Here is a 16,604-nt window from a genome sequence, read left to right as displayed (position 1 = left end):
GTAGTTCGGGGCGGCCTAAGTGGTCGTTGTGCACATAATATAAGACCTGATTACGGATATAGCCGACGAGCTGGCCAGCCAAATAGATGTATTGCAGTTCGCTACCGTCCGAGCGGCTTTCTTGCAGCAGTTGCCCGTTGAGGTCGTAAATAAAGTTGCTGCTGCCGCTGCTGGAGGCTTTTCGGGCGCGATGGCCAAGACCGTTGTATTGATATTGCGTTTGCTGGGCCTTGACCAAGCGATTGTTGTCGTCGTAGCTATAGCTTTTGCTGCTTCCAGTAAAGTCGGTGTCGCGGGTGATGTTGCCAGCCATATCGTAGTTAAAGGCCCGCTTTTTACTGCCCCGGGTGATATCCACTAAGCGGTTAGAGATACCGCTGTAGCGATAGCTTTCGCTAACAGCACCGGCGGCGCTAATACGATTACCCACCTTGTCATAGCTGTAGGTTTGCGTAGCTCCGCCTTGCTTCACCGAGGTTAAGCGGTTCATGCGGTCGTATTGATAGGTGGCGGAATCAGCGGTACGGCGGGCATTGGTCATCGCGGTGATGTTGCCGCGCAAGTCATAGCTGTAGCGTAAGTCTTGAACGCCGCTGCTTTCAATGCGCGTCAGTTGTTGATTGGCGTTATAGCTTTTCTTATGCGTGATACCGTTGCCATAACGCCAACCCGATAAGGTGCCATAAGCGCTGTACGAGACCGTATCTAGTACCGTTTTCTGGGTGCCGTTAACGGTCGCAGTGAGCTTGCTCAAGTCGCCGCTACTGGTGTAGTGGAACTGGATTTGGTTGCCACCTTGATAAGTTTGCGTGCTCAGCCGTCCCTGACTGTCGTAGTGGCGCTTAATGGTGTAGCTGCGCCCCGCCACGGTTTGCTGCAACTGGGTGACGTTGCCTTGCGCATCGTACTGCAAATTCAGGTTGGTGGCGGCATTGCTAACGCCGGTTAAACGACCCTGGCCGGTGCTACCGCTATCGTAACTAAAGCTGCTGCTGTGGGCGTTATTGATAGCGCTTAAGCGACCCGATTTATCGTGCACATAGCGACTGAGAATGCCGCGGGCATCAGTACGCTCACTGATATAACCTGAGTTGGCATAGCGGCTATCGGTAACATCGGTATCGGGACTTGAGACGCGGGTGATATCGGCAAAGCCATTGTATGTATAAAACGTCTGGTTCTGGCGGCCATCGCTGACCTCGGTGACGCCATGGATGCCGTGGGTGTAATCAATACGTCCCCCATCCGGTGCGTTTTCCTCTCGCAACCGGTTCTGCCCGTCATAGGCATAGCTGAGGGTGTCGCCGGCGGCGTTGCGGGTGGTTAAGCGATTGCCCTGCGCATCATAACTGTAGCGCATGACGATGTTGCCGCTAGCATCACGCTCGGCAATCAGCTCACCACTGGGGGCATAATCAAAGCTGCGGTACAGGGCATAACCACTACCTTGAGCAATGGCGGTTTTTATCACCTTACCGAGCTTGTTGCGGTCAAATTGTTGTTGATAGTGATTGCCGCCAGCCTGATAGTTTTGTTGTATCAGACGGCCAACCGCATCATAGCGGTAACTGATTTGACGACCATTGCTATGCGTCTCACTGAGCACATTGCCAAAGCGGTCATACTGGTAGCTGACCGAGCGGTTAAGTCCGGCGCTGCTGCTTTCTTGTAAGCGTGTAATACGACCACGTGCGTCATAGGTATAGCTGCTCACCAAACCGCTGGGCGAGGTGATTTTGCCAACGCGACCCAGTGCATCGTAGTTGCTATAGCGAGTCACTTGCCCGGTGGGGCTGGTTTGCTGAGTCAGTTGGCCTTTATTGTCATACAGTTGTTGGCTAACGCCACCGTTGGCATCGGTGGTGGTGACTTGCTTTTTAAAGCCGTTGCTGTGATAGCTGTAGGCGTAGCTGGTGACACGGCTTTGTGTGCCATCGCGTAAAGTGTAACGCGTCAGGTCGCCCTGACTGTTGTACAGCATGCTGGCCGTTGCCGCGCCGCTGCGGGCAATGCGCGTCAAGCGCTGGTTGGCATAGTCCCAGGTGTAAGTGGTGGTGACCGCATCGGCAGTACCGGCGGCTACCGTTTCTTGAGTAACAAAGCCTTGCGTAAAGGTACGTTTAGTCAGATTGCCGCGGTAATCGGTCTCTTCGACCACCTGTAAGTTGCCGTTATACACTTTGTGCTTTGCACCCGCCTGACAATAAGGCGAGCCCTCGGCTTCCACCGCCACCAGTTTTTGGTGAGCAGCATCGGCATAGCGATAGGTGGTGGTATGGCCCAGCGCATTCGACACTACCGTTAGCAAGCGCCCATAATTGAAGGTGGTTTTGTCGATGCCATCGGTGTGCTGACTGACAATGCCCCTATCCTGAGCGTCGTAGCTGAACCATGAATAACGCACGCCGTTGTAGCTAACGCCAGTCAGCAATGAGGGCTTGCCGCTCTTTTCGTAGTGGTATTGATGGCGGTCGCCGTTGGGATAGCTGACCTGGCTGAGTTGGCCTTGACTGTTATATTGATACTGGTATTGCTGATTAGCGTTATCGGTCAGGCGCGTGACTTTACCCCCCGACCAGGTGATGTTCAGCTGGCGACCCGCGTTATCGCTGATGCGGGTCAGTAAGTTGCCTTGATAGCTGTAGCTAAGGGCTAATCCTCGTTGGCGGGTTTGGGTAAGCTTACCCACTCGGTCGTAAACGTCTTCGGTGCCGTCTTGTGCCAGCACATGCCAGCGTTGTACCCCACTGGTGGTGGTGCTAAAGACTTTCAGTGTGCGCTTTTCGTTGTAATAAGCGCCGTCTTGGTTAGCGATAAAGTCGATGGTTTTGCCAGAGCGATGGAATAACTGGGTCGGTTTACCGTTAGCTATCGTCAGGCGCTGGTCGAGTAACGAGTGCCAGCCGGCGCCAAATGCTGAATTGATATCGATGCCGCTACGATAATGGCGACGAAAGATAATGGGTAATTCGCCGTGACCGGCAAAGTCGGTATAGCTTTCAACTTTAACACCCGACGCCATTAATATCGGGTTGCCGGCGCAAGCCTCGTCAGCATTATCGGGGTCAAAGTGGTCTTTTAAGCTTTCGCGCATGGCGTCTAAAGCTTCGCGTACTGACTGCTCGGTGTTAACACCTTGACTTGATGGCGCCAGTAGCCAGTTACTTAATAAAAAACGCCAATCGGTGCTGGCAACGCGGATGCGTTGACCGGTGACTTGCATGTACTCGTCGACTTTATCTTCGCTTTTGACTTTGCTCGCCAATGCCGGAGCCGGTAATGCTGTCGCCAGAGCGCTGCCTAATAAGATAGCCAGTGCACGGTTAACCACCGAGAACGTCCTTGTCATGATACTGCTCTTATATAAATGTTTTATTTGTGTAATCGGCGGAGTTTACTCAGCGCTGATAGCGCTGTCTATAAAAATTATTGGGGGCTGATTATGGTTAATCGATCTGACTTTTGATGGTTGCTCTTCTACCCTTTTAACATCGGCTTTAAACAGCATATGAGCAGGAGTTTGACGATGGATGTAAACGGCAAACGCTTACGAGAAGGCTTACAAGCACTATCGAAAATTGGCTATAACGAGCATGATCACGGCATTTATCGCATGGGCTTTAGCGATGCCGATATGCAGGCTCGGCAGTGGCTGCTAGATCGCGCCAAAGCAGCGGGTTTTGCGGGCTATATGGATGGTGCCGGCAATGTGTTTTTTGGCTTGGGCGAACGCGACCAGCCGGTGGTGTTGATGGGGTCACATCTGGATACCGTGCCGGCAGGGGGTATGTTCGATGGCGCACTGGGCGTGATGGCTGGTTTTGAGGTATTACAGCGCCTACAGGAAGAACAGGTGACGCTGACTAATCCGGTTTGGGTGGTTGCTACCGCTGAAGAAGAGGGGCGTTTTGGTGGCATGTTAGGCTCACAGGCGATTGCCGGGGTGTTGAACCACGACTGGTTGATGTCGGCGCACGACGCTGATGGTGTCCAATTAAAACAAGCGATGGCGGCGCAAGGGCTGGACGTTATGGATGCGCTGGCTGCCGCTTGGCCACCGGAACAATTGAAGGCGTTTTTTGAGTTACACATTGAACAAGGACCGGTACTGTTTCAAAAAGATAAGCAAATTGGTGTTGTCGATGGTATTTCTGGGGTCTTTAAATGGATTGTGCATCTCAAGGGCAAGGCCGACCATGCCGGCACGGCGCCGATGGATATGCGTAGTGATGCGTTTATGGGATTGGCAGACTTTGCTCATGAAATCGAGCGTATTATTGCCGAGAATGGCACCGATAAAACCCGTATTACGGTAGGTAAAGTCGAGCTTAAACCGGGTAGCCCGCATACGGTGCCAGGTGAAGCCATTTTTACTATCGTTGGCCGCGATATGAGTAACCAAGTCATGCAAGAGTTAGCTCAGGCTTGTCATAAAGCGCTGTCGGCGATTGCACGTAAGCATCGACTGCGGTTTGAGTATGAGCAAGTGAGCTGGTTACAGCCACAAGATTGCTCGCAAAAGTTACGTAGCTTGTTAGAGGCTAAAGTGCAGGCACGGGAGTTGTCTTATGAGCGTATGCCCAGCGGCGCCGGTCATGATACTCAATTTTTTGCCGAAGTCACCGATGCCGGGCTGATCTTTATTCCCTCTGAGCATGGTGTCAGTCACGCACCTGACGAGTGGTCACATTGGCATGATGTCACGGCTGGAGCCAATGTCTTACTTGATGCCGTGTTGGCGGTAGCCACCGATGATGTCGATGAGAACTTGGGCTACAAACGTGGCGAGCGGCCGGCTGCGGTTATCGAGCAACGTAAGCCGCATCAGGTTAAGGCTACTGTGACTAAGGATTCTGGTACTAAAACTGTACAGTAAAATACGCATTTGTTGTTCTACGTCACTGAATATCACTGACTGAGGGTTGTGCTTTGCGGTATAATCCCGGCACCAAGTGCGACAACCACATGAAGCGGTATCATCATGGAACAAAAGGTTGAGGTTCAGCCCGCCGATAAGGTGAAAATTCATCGTCCCAATCAGCAGCACGATAATCAATACGCGCCGCGTAGCCGTATTTATGTGCGCGAAGCTCAGGGCAAGCTTGAGAACTTCCGACGCTTATTTGGTTTTATTTTATTGGCGCTATTCGCGGTAATCCCGTTTATCACCTACAACGGCGAACAAGCGGTATTACTCAACATTGCCGAACAGCGCTTTCGCATTTTCGGCCTAACCCTGTGGCCTCAGGATTTTACCATCGTCGCTTGGATAGCCATTGTCGCGGCGTTTGGATTATTTTTTGTGACCACCCTGTATGGCCGGGTTTGGTGCGGTTTTATGTGCCCGCAGACCACTTGGACCTTTTTGTTTATGTGGTTTGAGCGATTTTTTGAAGGCTCGCGTCACCAACGCATGAAGTTGGATGAACGCTCGTGGGATTTTGACAAGCTTTGGCGTAAGGCCGCCAAACACGGCGCTTGGTTGCTGATTTCGCTGCTTACCGCACTGGTTTTTGTCGGTTACTTTACCGATATCCGACTGTTGTTTGTTGACTTCTTTACCTTCGATGCTGGTTTTTGGGCAGTATTCAGTGTGTTGTTTTTTGCTTTTTGTACCTATGGTAACGCCGGTTGGATGCGCGAGATCATGTGTACTCACATTTGCCCTTACGCACGTTTTCAATCGGCCATGTTTGATAAAGACACGCTAACGGTGTCTTATGATGTTGACCGTGGTGAACCCCGAGGCCCGCGTTCGCGCAAAGTCGATCCTAAAGAAAAAGGCTTGGGTGACTGCATCGACTGCAACCTATGTGTACAGGTGTGCCCGACCGGTATTGATATTCGTAACGGTTTACAATACGAGTGTATTAACTGTGGTGCCTGTGTTGATGCCTGCAACGGCGTGATGGAGAAGATGAATTATGCCAAGGGGCTGATTCGTTATACCACCGAGCGTAGCCTAAAAGGTGGTAAAACCCACTTTTTACGGTTTAAGAGCGTCGGTTACGCCATTGCAATGGTCATTATCACGGCGTTACTGGTGTGGGATATCAGCAGTCGAGTACCGTTAGAAATGGATATTCTGCGAGACCGAAATCGCCTTTACACGATGAATATGGATAACTGGGTTGAGAACGTTTATACCCTAAAAATCATGAATAAAGGCCAACAACCAGCGACTTATAGAGTGACGGTCGATGGCGTTGATAATTATCAATTGAAAGGTAATAGCGAAATTACCGTTGCTGCCGGTGAAGTGGCTAGCTTGCCATTGACCTTGGCGGTGGAACCCAGTAGTTTGAACGGCCGTTTCACCGACGTAGAGTTCACGCTAACCGCTATTGATGATGCCAGTGTGACCACGTCACACGAGATCCGCTTTATTTATGAATGAGGCAAGCGCCGAGCAGTGTGCTGATTTTAGTTTTCAAGGACTGACGCCCGACATTATTGTACGGGCGTTAGAGTCTGTCGACATCTATCCGAGCTCCGGTTTATTAGCGCTCAATAGCTACGAAAACCGCGTCTATCAATTTACTGCCGATGACCGTCGCCGTTACGTCGCCAAATTTTATCGTCCACAACGCTGGTCCGACGCGCAAATTTTAGAAGAGCATCAATTCAGCCAAGCTTTGTTGGACGCAGAAGTACCGGTAGTAGCACCTTTGTGTTTGCAGCAACAGTCGTTGCACCATTTTGAGGGTTATCGTTTTTGTATTTTCCCGAGTGTCGGCGGCCGAGCTTTTGAACCCAACGCGCTGGATGACTTAGAGCGTTTGGGACGGCAAATTGGACGTTTACACCAAGTCGCCCGGCAGCACCACTTTCAGCATCGTCCTCGTATCAACTATCACGAGTATGTGACTCAGTCGCTGCACACCTTGCAGCAGTCGGCGTTGGTGCCTGAGGCAATTAGTCATGCGTTTTTTGCTATTTTAGAGCCGTTAGCAGCGCGCTTGGCCAGCACCGATTTGGCTATCGCCTCGCAGCAGCGTTTGCATGGTGATTGCCATATCGGCAATATTCTGCAATACGAACAGCAATTAACCTTTGTCGATTTTGATGATTGTCGCAGCGGCCCTGCCATTCAAGATTTGTGGATGATGCTGAATGGTGACCGTCAACAACAATGGCAGCAGTTGGATGCGTTGATTTACGGTTACGAAGATTTTTGTCGTTTTGATGAAGCGGAATTGCCGCTAATTGAACCTTTGCGCGCTTTTCGTATCATTCAATATATGGCATGGTTAGCAAAACGCTGGCAAGATAGTGCTTTTCAGCGGGCGTTCCCGTGGTTTGCCGAGCAACGTTATTGGGAACAACAAGTGTTAGCGCTAAAAGAACAGTATGCAGCGTTGGACGAAAAGCCCTTGTCACTGAATATCGGTCAATAATGTTGGTCACACGATGTCCAGCCTAGTTTAAAACGGTAGGAATAAAGATGAAAAAATGGTTTATCGCTTTACTGGCATCGGTCACGCTGCCGCTGCTAGTTACCACCGCTCAAGCTCAACAGTTTGAAGAGGGGGTTCATTACGAGGTGATCGCCGATGAGGGCACCGCCAAGCCAGAAATTAACGAGTTCTTCTCGTTTTATTGTGTGCATTGTTTTCGTTTTGAACCCATCGCTAAGGCGATGAAAGAGCGTTTTCCTGACGCTTTCACAAAAACTCATATTAACCCCGGTCAAGGTGTTATCCAAACGATGGCACAAGCCTATGCCTACGCTAAGAAGTTAGGTAAAGACGAAGAGATCGGTGCGGCTGTTTTTGATTACAACTTTGTTAAGCGTAATATGTTGGAAACCGAAGAAGATATTCGTAATGTCTTTATTCTTCATGACGTCAGTGGTGAAGACTTTGATAAAGCCATGAGCAGCTTCTCGATTCGTGCGGCGGCCAATAAAATGCAGCAATTAGGTCAGAAATACGATATTACCGCTACACCCACGTTTGTGGTTAACGGTAAATATAAAATGAAAGTGGAAGGCTTCCGTGAAAGTGAAAACTTTGCAGAAGACTGGATAGCGTTAGCCGACTACCTATTGAACAAAGATTCCTAAGCGTCCATTTTGCGCTATCGTTAAAACCCGCTTCTTAGCGGGTTTTTTCTTGTCCACAAGTCAAACTCATGGGTTTAGAGCACGAGTTAAACCGTTCTAAAAAATTAAACGCTTATGATGAGTTTAGGCGGTGTTTGCCCGATCGGGCTTGTATCTATGAAGTTGAAGTGAGCAACAGTGATTGCGTCAGTATCGGTAGTGTACGTCCTTGTACTGCCGCAAGTCCTTGTACAGCACACTATATAGTAGTTGCTGTTGAAAGCAATATCACTTACAAAATAATAAGCTATATGTAATAAGCTGCTCAGACTTTTCGGTTATATCGAAAGGTTGTGCTGGCGCCTACTCTTGCTTTTCAATGACGCCTTGATACTGGTAGCTGCGCAGGCCAAAATCGCTAAGTACCGAATAAAGATGTTCGATAATACTGGCTTGATTACCCTCATACGTGACCCAGTCGGTATCTTTACTAAAGGCATAAACTTCTAATGGTAAGCCGGCTGCGGTGGGCTGTAATAAGCGTGCCATGCAGGTTAAATCGTCACGTACTTTAGGGTGGTTATGTAAATAATGTTGAGTATAGTGGCGGAACAGCGTGATGTTAGATACGGGCGTGGTTAATTCATGATCTTGTAGCCACTGCTCGGCTGCGGTATCTAAATAACGGTCGCATAAATCGTTTAAATCGTCATCTTGCAAGGGTTTGATACTGCTGATATCAATTAATAACGCGGCTTTCATGCGTCGCCCTTGGGTATTGACCATACCCTGCCAGTTTTTAAATGACTGATGAATCAACGTATAAGTCGGTAAATAAACGATGGTTTTATCCCAGTTTTCGACTTTAACAGTGATTAAGCCGACCTCTTTCACGATACCGTTAACTTCATGGTCGGGCACTTCAATCCAGTCATTAATGCCAACCATACGATTACTGGCAAGCTGAATGCCGGCTACAAAACCCATCAACGAATCACGGAACACCAGCACCAAAATTGCGGTCATGGCACCAAAACCACTGAGCAAATACAGCGGCGACTTATCCATAATGATGGCGACGGTAATAATCACCGCCATTAATACCAGCACCAGCTTAATCACTTGAATCACACCGGTGATAGGTACTTCACGCGCTTTACTACTGTAAGCGTAAATGGTTGCTGCGACATTGGTGGCAGCGGTTAAAATGGCGGTGATAACCCAGGTTAAATAAATCGATAGCGCGGTGCTGAGTGGTGCTTGCCAATCTTCGTATTGCTCGGTAAAAAGTAACGGAATAGCAGAATGTATGAGTACCACCGGGGCCAAGTTGGCACAACGCCGAAAAAAACCATTGTTAACCAGTGCATCGTGCCAACGCTCTGGGGCGTGTTTCATGGCACGGTGAATGACGCGATCAATCAAAAAGCGGGTGATCAAATAGGCTAGATAACTGCAAGCCACCACAAACGCCATGCCCAGCCATAAGCTCATATGTGTTAACTGGTCGCCTAAACCCAGTTGTTTCAGCCAGTCTTGCAGTTGTAATCTATCCATGCCTCATCCTTGTGCCGCAACGGTTAGTTGATTAAGTATCTGCTCCCTTACTACGCAAACGTTGCAAAGCTTGTTCAATGTGTTGGTCTTTTTGTTGCCAGCGTTGATTCAACCAGGCTTGAAAATGCTGACGAAAAGCCTCGTCGTTAGCATAGTCGCCAATCAGGTCTGGCGTCACCGGTAGGGTCTCAATGTGTACATCAATGTGGCGCAGCCGACCGGCTAAAAAATTCCATACCAGCGCACCGCCCTGTTGCTGTGGATAGCTAATGGTAATGTCTAAGATGGCATCAAATTGCTCGCCCATAGCTTGCAGGCTAAAGGCGGTACCACCGGCTTTAGGCGTTAATAAATAGCGGTACGGGCTGTTTTTTTGGGCGTGCTTTTCGGCGGTAAAGCGAGTGCCCTCACAAAAGTTGATAACGGTCGTGGGAATATGCCGAAAGCGCTGGCAAGAACGTTGTGTGGTGGCAATATCTTTACCCTGTAAATGCGGTTTCTTTGCCAACAACTCGCGTGAATAACGCTTCATAAAGGGCATATCGAGTGCCCAGCAGCCTAATCCAACAAAGGGTACCCAAATCAGTTGTTGTTTTAAGAAAAATCGTGGCATGGGCATTTGGTGGCGGGCAGCCAAATACATTAATACTGGAATATCGACCCAGCTGCGGTGGTTACACAGGATCATATACCAGCCATGACGATTAATATTGGCAGCGCCTGTAATATGCCACTGTACCGGCTGTGTGAGGCTAAACATTTTTGCCATGGCAAAGCCCCACACACGAAATAGCGTATTGGCTAGTCGTGAACAAAATCGCTGCCAGGCATTCATTGGAATCAGCGCTTTACATAGTCCGACAATGATCACCGACAGCCCCACCAAAGCAGTGAACACGGCTCCCCAAGTGAAGTTAATAACGACTTTTAGTGGTACCACTAGCGCTGTAAGCATGAACTTTCCTGTTTAAAACATAGCCCGATCATCAAGTTATGATAACCGAATCGATATGGACTTGTCTGTTGCGAAAAAATAGCTCAAACTATACTGTATGTGTATACAGTTATTGGTGGAGTTTTTACATGCCGCATGCACTCAACGAACTGATGCGTCGGGGCTGGCTGTGGCAAGGACAGGCCGAATCGCAAACGGATGTGGTCAGTACCGGTTATGCTGAACTGGATAACGCCCTGCATGGGGGCTGGGCTAAGGCGGCCTTGCACGAACTGCAAATCGAGCAGCCCTTTCAATATGAATTACAACTATTACAAAGTAGCTTACGCTGGGCGCAACAACAGCCGCAGGCCATTGCTTGGTTGAATCCACCGGCACAGCCGCATGCCCATGGATTGGCGAGCTATGATTTAGCCGACTGCCGTCATGTGGTGATCAACGCTACTCCACAAGATGCCTTATGGGCATACGAGCAGTGCTTGCAGTCAGGTAGTTTTGCGCTAGTCCTGGGCTGGCTGGAGCAGCTTGATGGGAGCGCTGTACGACGTTTATTACTCGCTGCACAAAAACACCCGCAATTAGCCTTTGTGTTGACCCGTCAACAGCAATTGGACGCCCGCGCTTATAGCACCCGATTACGCTTGCGCGGTCACCGCGTTGCACAGCAGCCAATGTTGTCGATATCGGTACTGAAGCGTCGGCAAGGTTGGCCGCTGGCAGCATTTGACTGTGCCATTAAGCCTCGGGTTGAATGGCGGTCACGGCGTCAGCCGTCGGCTAGGATATTAGCGGGGCGTTGGTAATGCGCTGGCTATACCTTCATTTTCCCCGCTTGTTATTAGATAGCTGGTTAAGCTTTTATCCGGACTGGCAACAACGCCCGTTAGCGCTATTCAGCACAGCGACAACACAACAGCACTTGTTGCAACTGAATGACTGCGCTCAGCAGCAAGGGTTACAAGTAGGCATGCCAGTGACTACTGCTACGGCGTTGTTACCGAGCTTAACCTTAAAAGCTTACTGTCCGACTCGGCAGCGGCGCGCATTGCTGCGCGCGGCAGGCCTGCTATATCAGGACAGTGCACAAATCGCCTTACAGGGTGATAGCGGCTTGTTGTTAGAAAGCGCCAGTATGTGGCGTTTATATCAAGGCTTGGCGGGTTACCACCAACAACTGCAACAGCGCTTACAACAACATCAGTTAACGACTTCAATCAGTAGTGGTAAAAGCCCGTTAATGGCGAAGCTGTTGGCGCAAAGCGAACAGGGTGCGGTCAGTAGCGATGCCGCCGAACTCTGGCAGCGCTTGCTGGCGCTGCCTTTATCATGTAGTGGTTTGAGTGAGGTTCAGCAGCAACAGTTACACAGTGTGGGAGTGCAGCGCATTGAGCAGTTATTACAGCTCGATCGGCGTGATTTAGGACAGCGTTTAGGGCAGGACGTTGCCAACTACGTCGCTGACCTACACGGTCAACGGCCTACGGTACAAGACTATTTTCGGCCCCCGGCAGAGTTTTATCAGCGCCTAGATCTGCTCAGCGAAGCAGCCAGTTGGACTCAGTTGCAGTTTCCATTAAAGCGTTTGCTGGCTGAGTTATCGGCCTTTCTCTACCAGCGACAAGCGGCGACAACGGTATTGCAATTGCAGGTTTATCACCGCCAACAAGCGCCGAGTCGTTTTTCGGTGAGGTTTGTGCAGCCGCTCTGGCGTGCCGAGGATTTTTTACAGCTTTGCCAATTACAGCTGAACCGTCAACCACTCACCGCGCCGGCGTTAGAGCTCAGTTTAACGGTGCAGCAACTACAAGATGTGCAGTCACAAGCGGTATCGTTGAGCCGCAGCGATACTGCGCAACGAGCGCCGTTAGCGCATACCTTAAGCCGCTTACAGGCGCGTCTGGGTGAGCAAGCGCTATGGTCGCCGGTTGCTGCTAACGACCATCAGCCAGAAGCCTGTGCGCTACGCGGTCAAGCGGGGGCGGTGACCTGTGTCAACAGCGCGCCGTTACGACCGTTTTGGTTGTTACCTCAGGCAACTGCTATCGACATTGCTGACTATCAGGTGCAATGGGGGCCGGAGCGTATCGAGACGCACTGGTGGTCGGCGCAGCCGGTACAACGTGACTATGTTATTGCGCTAGATGCCCAGCAGCGTCAGGCATGGCTGTATCGGCAGCAACAACAGTGGTATTTGCATGGGTGGTTTAGTTAATGCACGCAGCTGATGATAACGCCTGCAATTATAGCGAATTGCACTGCTTGAGTAATTTCAGTTTCTTACGTGGCGCATCGCATCCGCATGAATTGGTTGAGCAAGCGATGGCGTTGGGCTATCGGGCGTTAGCGATCACCGATGAGTGCTCAGTGGCTGGTGTCGTTCGTGCCTATGCTGCCCTGCAACAGGCTACACCAGCTAAGCCATTCAAGTTGATCATCGGTAGCGAATTTGCTTGTCCGGAACTCGGTACGGTGGTGCTATTGGCCCAACATCGACGTGGCTATGGGCAGCTTTGTCAGCTCATCACACAAGCGCGGCAGCGCGCAGCAAAAGGCCATTATCGAGTAACAATGGCTGATTTTGATGGGCAGCAGCTGGACGACTGCTTATTGTTGTTGTTGCCCCAAGCGGATTTGACCGCAGCCACGCTTAGCCAATTGCAGGAGCACTGGCAGCAGCGTCTTTGGTTGCTATATGAACGGCATTATACCGCTTGCGATGCCGAGGCTTTCCGGCATCTGCAAGGGCTGCATGAGTTAACCGGGGTCGCGGTTGTCGCGGCCGGTGGTGTGCGCATGCACTGTCGTGAGCGACAGCCGTTATTAGATACCTTAACGGCTATCCGCGAGCACTGTGTGGTCGAGCAGGCGGTGGCACAGATGAGTGCTAACGCTGAGCGTCATTTGCGTAGTCTGCAGCGGTTACAGAACTGCTATCCGGCGCGTTGGCTAGCCAATACCGAAATCGTCAGCGAGCGCTGTCAGTTTTGTTTGAGTGAATTAAGCTATCAGTATCCGTCTGAACTAGTTCCTGAGGAGCTAACCGCTAGTGAGTATTTAGCACAGCTTTGTCAGCAAGGTGCGCAAAAACGCTATCCTGAGGGCGTGCCAGCATCGGTACAAGCAACCTTAGATAAAGAGCTGACGTTGGTGGCTAGCTTAGGTTATGAATACTTCTTTTTAACCATTTATGACATTGTTCAGTTTGCGGAACGCCAAGGTATTCTGTATCAAGGTCGCGGCTCGGCAGCAAACTCGGTGATTTGTTATTGCCTGCACATTACCGCGGTTAACCCAGCACAAATGCAGGTGCTGTTCGAGCGGTTTTTGTCGAAAGAGCGTAATGAACCGCCCGATATCGACGTTGACTTTGAGCATCAACGCCGCGAAGAAGTGATCCAGTACATTTACCAAAAATATGGCCGTGAGCGTGCGGCATTGGCGGCAACGGTGATTAGCTATCGCTTAAAAAGCGCGTTTCGTGATGTTGGTAAGGCGTTGGGGTTTACCGAGCAGCAGCTACAGTATTTCTTACGTCAAATTGACCGTCGTGATCGGCAAGCCGACTGGCAACAGCAACTATTACAACGGGTACCCAGTTTTGCCGAACACCCTAGGGGGCGTTGGTTACTTGAGTTGGTGCAACAAATTCGCGGTTTTCCACGACATTTATCACAGCATGTTGGCGGCTTTGTGATTTCTGCTGGCCCCTTGCATCATTTAGTGCCAATTGAAAACGCGGCAATGACCGAGCGCACGGTTATCCAATGGGATAAAGACGATTTAGAAACCTTGAAGCTGCTAAAAGTTGATGTGCTGGCGCTGGGCATGCTGACGGCACTGCGTAAAATGCTCAGCGGTATTGCCAAACGTACCGGACAAACGCTGGCATTAGCTGATATTCCAGCCGAAGACGCGGCAGTTTACAACATGCTGCAGCATGCTGATTCTATCGGCATTTTCCAAATCGAGTCGCGCGCGCAAATGAATATGTTACCGCGGCTACGACCAAAAACGTTTTACGACTTAGTCATTCAAATTGCGATTGTGCGGCCCGGGCCGATTCAAGGTGATATGGTGCATCCCTATTTACGTCGTCGACACGGCGAAGAGGCGGTTGATTACCCTAGCGAAGAAGTTGCTGGAGTGTTAACTCGTACGTTGGGTGTACCGATTTTCCAGGAGCAAGTCATCAAGCTAGCGATGGTGGCGGCCGGTTTTAGTGGTGGTGAAGCCGATCAATTACGGCGCGCGATGGCGAGTTGGAAAAGCACCGGTAAATTACGGCCGTTTCGTGACAAATTGATTGACGGTATGACAACGCGAGGGTATCCAGCGGAATTTGCCGAGCGCTTGTATCAGCAGATTTGCGGATTTGGCGAATATGGCTTTCCCGAGTCACATTCGGCTAGTTTTGCCAACCTCGCTTATGCCTCGGCATGGGTCAAGTACCATTATCCCGCAGAGTTTTATGTGGGTTTATTAAATAGCTTACCCATGGGGTTTTATTCAGCCTCGCAGTTGTTACAGGATGCACGTCGTCATGGCATACACTTGTTACCGGCGTGTATTAATCTGAGCCAGTGGGATTATCAGGTAGAAGTTACCGCGCAACAGCGACTCGCAATTCGTTTGGGGTTAAGGCAAGTTAAAGGCGTGTCTCGAGAGCGGATGCAGCAAGCGTTACAACAGCGACCAGCGATGGGCTTCCAATATCGGCAGCAGCTCTTGGATGCAGGCTGTAGCCGGCATGACATCGAACGTTTGGCGACGGCAGATGCTCTCACACAATTATATGGCAACCGCCATCAGGCCAGTTGGCAAACGATGGGCTTAAGTGATGAACAATTACCGTTATTTGCTTTGGCAGAGCCGAGTACTGAGCGGGTACAAGCCGGTGATAACCGTTTAACCTCGTTACCTGCTCCTGATGAGATGCAAGATATCAGCGCTGACTATCGTTATTTGGGCGCCACGGTACGGCGCCATCCATTAGCGCTATTACGTGAACAAGGACGCTTGCACGGTTGTCTGAGTGCGCATCAGTTAAAAAGCTGTCGCCATCAGCAAGTGGTCACGGTGGCGGGCTTAATTACTTGCCGGCAGCATCCGGGTACCAAGACCGGTGTGACATTTCTGACATTAGAAGATGAAACCGGCAACATGAACGTGGTGTTATGGCAAACCACGGCTCGTCAGTTCCGGTTGCCCTACTTAACCGCTAAGCTGTTGCAAGTCACCGGGGTATTTGAGTGTCAGGGTGAAGTACGCCACATTATTGCTGGGCGGCTGATGGATTTAAGCGACCGTTTACCGGTCGCTCAAGTGCGCTCGCGAGATTTTCATTAACGGCAGAGTTAATGATTTAACGGTTTAGCAAACCGGGCGAACATCCAATAAGTAGTCTTCTTTCAATAACACATAGTTATTGGCCGATTCGGGCAGAAAATCGATTTCGCTTTGTGTTAATGGACGTTTTTCTACCGCAGGGCTACCGACATAAAGATAACCGCTACGTAATACTTTGCCCGGCGTCACTACACTACCCGCGCCAATAATCACATTATCTTCAACAATCACACCATCCATAATGGTGGCGGACATGCCGACTAAAATGCGATTGCCTAACTCGCAGCCGTGCAACATCACATGGTGACCTACGGTAACATCGTCACCGATGACCAGCGGATGGCCCTTTTTATTATTGGTGCTAGGTCGAGAAACATGCAGTACGCTACCATCTTGAATATTAGTGCGTGCACCAATAGTAATACTATTTACATCACCGCGCGCCGACACTAATGGCCAAATGCTGCTGTCGTCACCAATGGTGACGTCGCCCACCACGACACTTTGTTCATCAATATACACGCGTTCTCCGAATTGTGGTTCCACACCACGATAGCTACGAATGTCTGCCATAACCTCTCTCCTTAAAGAATTACCGTCTTCTAGACTAGCAGAGTGTTTATAAAATATCCCTATAGCTATGATGTTGCGTAATAATGCGTCACTTTGTTGATTAAATAAGCGAACGATAAAAAAACACAA

At 50.1% G+C, this 16,604-nt stretch carries 11 protein-coding genes; 7 read left to right on the top strand and 4 right to left on the bottom strand.

Annotated features, from left to right (window positions below; all coding sequences use genetic code 11):
* Positions 1–3,349, bottom strand: a 3,349-nt coding sequence (locus A10D4_RS12870; RefSeq protein WP_156812170.1) for a DUF6531 domain-containing protein, incomplete at its 3' end; no start/stop codon positions are given.
* A 177-nt stretch (positions 3,350–3,526) separates the two neighbouring features.
* Here A10D4_RS12870 and A10D4_RS12865 point away from each other — a divergent pair.
* From A10D4_RS12865 to A10D4_RS12850, 4 genes are all read left to right on the top strand, one after another.
* A complete protein-coding gene (locus A10D4_RS12865) occupies positions 3,527–4,876 on the top strand; it encodes a Zn-dependent hydrolase (protein ID WP_008490020.1) in 1,350 nt (449 codons plus the stop codon).
* A gap of 105 nt (positions 4,877–4,981) precedes the next feature.
* Positions 4,982–6,397, top strand: coding sequence for a cytochrome c oxidase accessory protein CcoG (ccoG, locus tag A10D4_RS12860; RefSeq protein ID WP_008490019.1), 1,416 nt, complete (start codon positions 4,982–4,984; stop codon positions 6,395–6,397).
* Positions 6,390–7,397, top strand: a complete 1,008-nt coding sequence (locus A10D4_RS12855) for a serine/threonine protein kinase (protein ID WP_008490018.1) — start codon at positions 6,390–6,392, stop codon at positions 7,395–7,397. The genes ccoG and A10D4_RS12855 overlap by 8 nt, the downstream gene beginning before the upstream one ends.
* 47 nt (positions 7,398–7,444) lie before the next feature.
* Positions 7,445–8,065 (top strand): thiol:disulfide interchange protein DsbA/DsbL, encoded by a 621-nt coding sequence (locus A10D4_RS12850; protein ID WP_008490017.1) that lies wholly within the window; start codon positions 7,445–7,447, stop codon positions 8,063–8,065.
* A gap of 342 nt (positions 8,066–8,407) precedes the next feature.
* Here A10D4_RS12850 and A10D4_RS12845 read toward each other — a convergent pair whose 3' ends face one another.
* Together A10D4_RS12845 and A10D4_RS12840 are read right to left on the bottom strand one after the other, a co-directional pair.
* Positions 8,408–9,601 (bottom strand): mechanosensitive ion channel family protein, encoded by a 1,194-nt coding sequence (locus A10D4_RS12845; RefSeq protein WP_008490016.1) that lies wholly within the window; start codon positions 9,599–9,601, stop codon positions 8,408–8,410.
* A gap of 31 nt (positions 9,602–9,632) precedes the next feature.
* The gene (locus tag A10D4_RS12840) at positions 9,633–10,556 is read right to left on the bottom strand and encodes an acyltransferase (protein ID WP_008490015.1); all 924 of its coding nucleotides are present in this window, start codon (positions 10,554–10,556) and stop codon (positions 9,633–9,635) included.
* A gap of 128 nt (positions 10,557–10,684) precedes the next feature.
* Here A10D4_RS12840 and A10D4_RS12835 point away from each other — a divergent pair, with 128 nt between their 5' ends.
* Genes A10D4_RS12835 through A10D4_RS12825 form a run of 3 tightly spaced genes read left to right on the top strand, consistent with a single transcriptional unit; the run spans position 10,685 to position 15,902 of the window.
* Positions 10,685–11,359 carry a SulA-like SOS-response cell division inhibitor gene (locus A10D4_RS12835; protein WP_008490013.1) on the top strand — a complete coding sequence of 225 codons (675 nt, stop codon included), beginning with the start codon at positions 10,685–10,687 and terminating at the stop codon, positions 11,357–11,359.
* Positions 11,359–12,768 (top strand): Y-family DNA polymerase, encoded by a 1,410-nt coding sequence (locus tag A10D4_RS12830; RefSeq protein ID WP_008490012.1) that lies wholly within the window; start codon positions 11,359–11,361, stop codon positions 12,766–12,768. The genes A10D4_RS12835 and A10D4_RS12830 overlap by 1 nt, the downstream gene beginning before the upstream one ends.
* Positions 12,768–15,902 carry an error-prone DNA polymerase gene (locus A10D4_RS12825; RefSeq protein ID WP_008490011.1) on the top strand — a complete coding sequence of 1,045 codons (3,135 nt, stop codon included), beginning with the start codon at positions 12,768–12,770 and terminating at the stop codon, positions 15,900–15,902. The genes A10D4_RS12830 and A10D4_RS12825 overlap by 1 nt, the downstream gene beginning before the upstream one ends.
* A gap of 24 nt (positions 15,903–15,926) precedes the next feature.
* Here A10D4_RS12825 and A10D4_RS12820 read toward each other — a convergent pair whose 3' ends face one another.
* The gene (locus A10D4_RS12820) at positions 15,927–16,475 is read right to left on the bottom strand and encodes a gamma carbonic anhydrase family protein (protein WP_008490010.1); all 549 of its coding nucleotides are present in this window, start codon (positions 16,473–16,475) and stop codon (positions 15,927–15,929) included.
* Between the last annotated feature and the right edge of the window lie 129 nt (positions 16,476–16,604).

The organism is Idiomarina xiamenensis 10-D-4 (assembly GCF_000299895.1).
In the GTDB taxonomy this organism is placed as follows: Bacteria; Pseudomonadota; Gammaproteobacteria; order Enterobacterales; family Alteromonadaceae; genus Idiomarina; species Idiomarina xiamenensis.
This window is presented reverse-complemented; position numbering and strand designations above follow the sequence as displayed.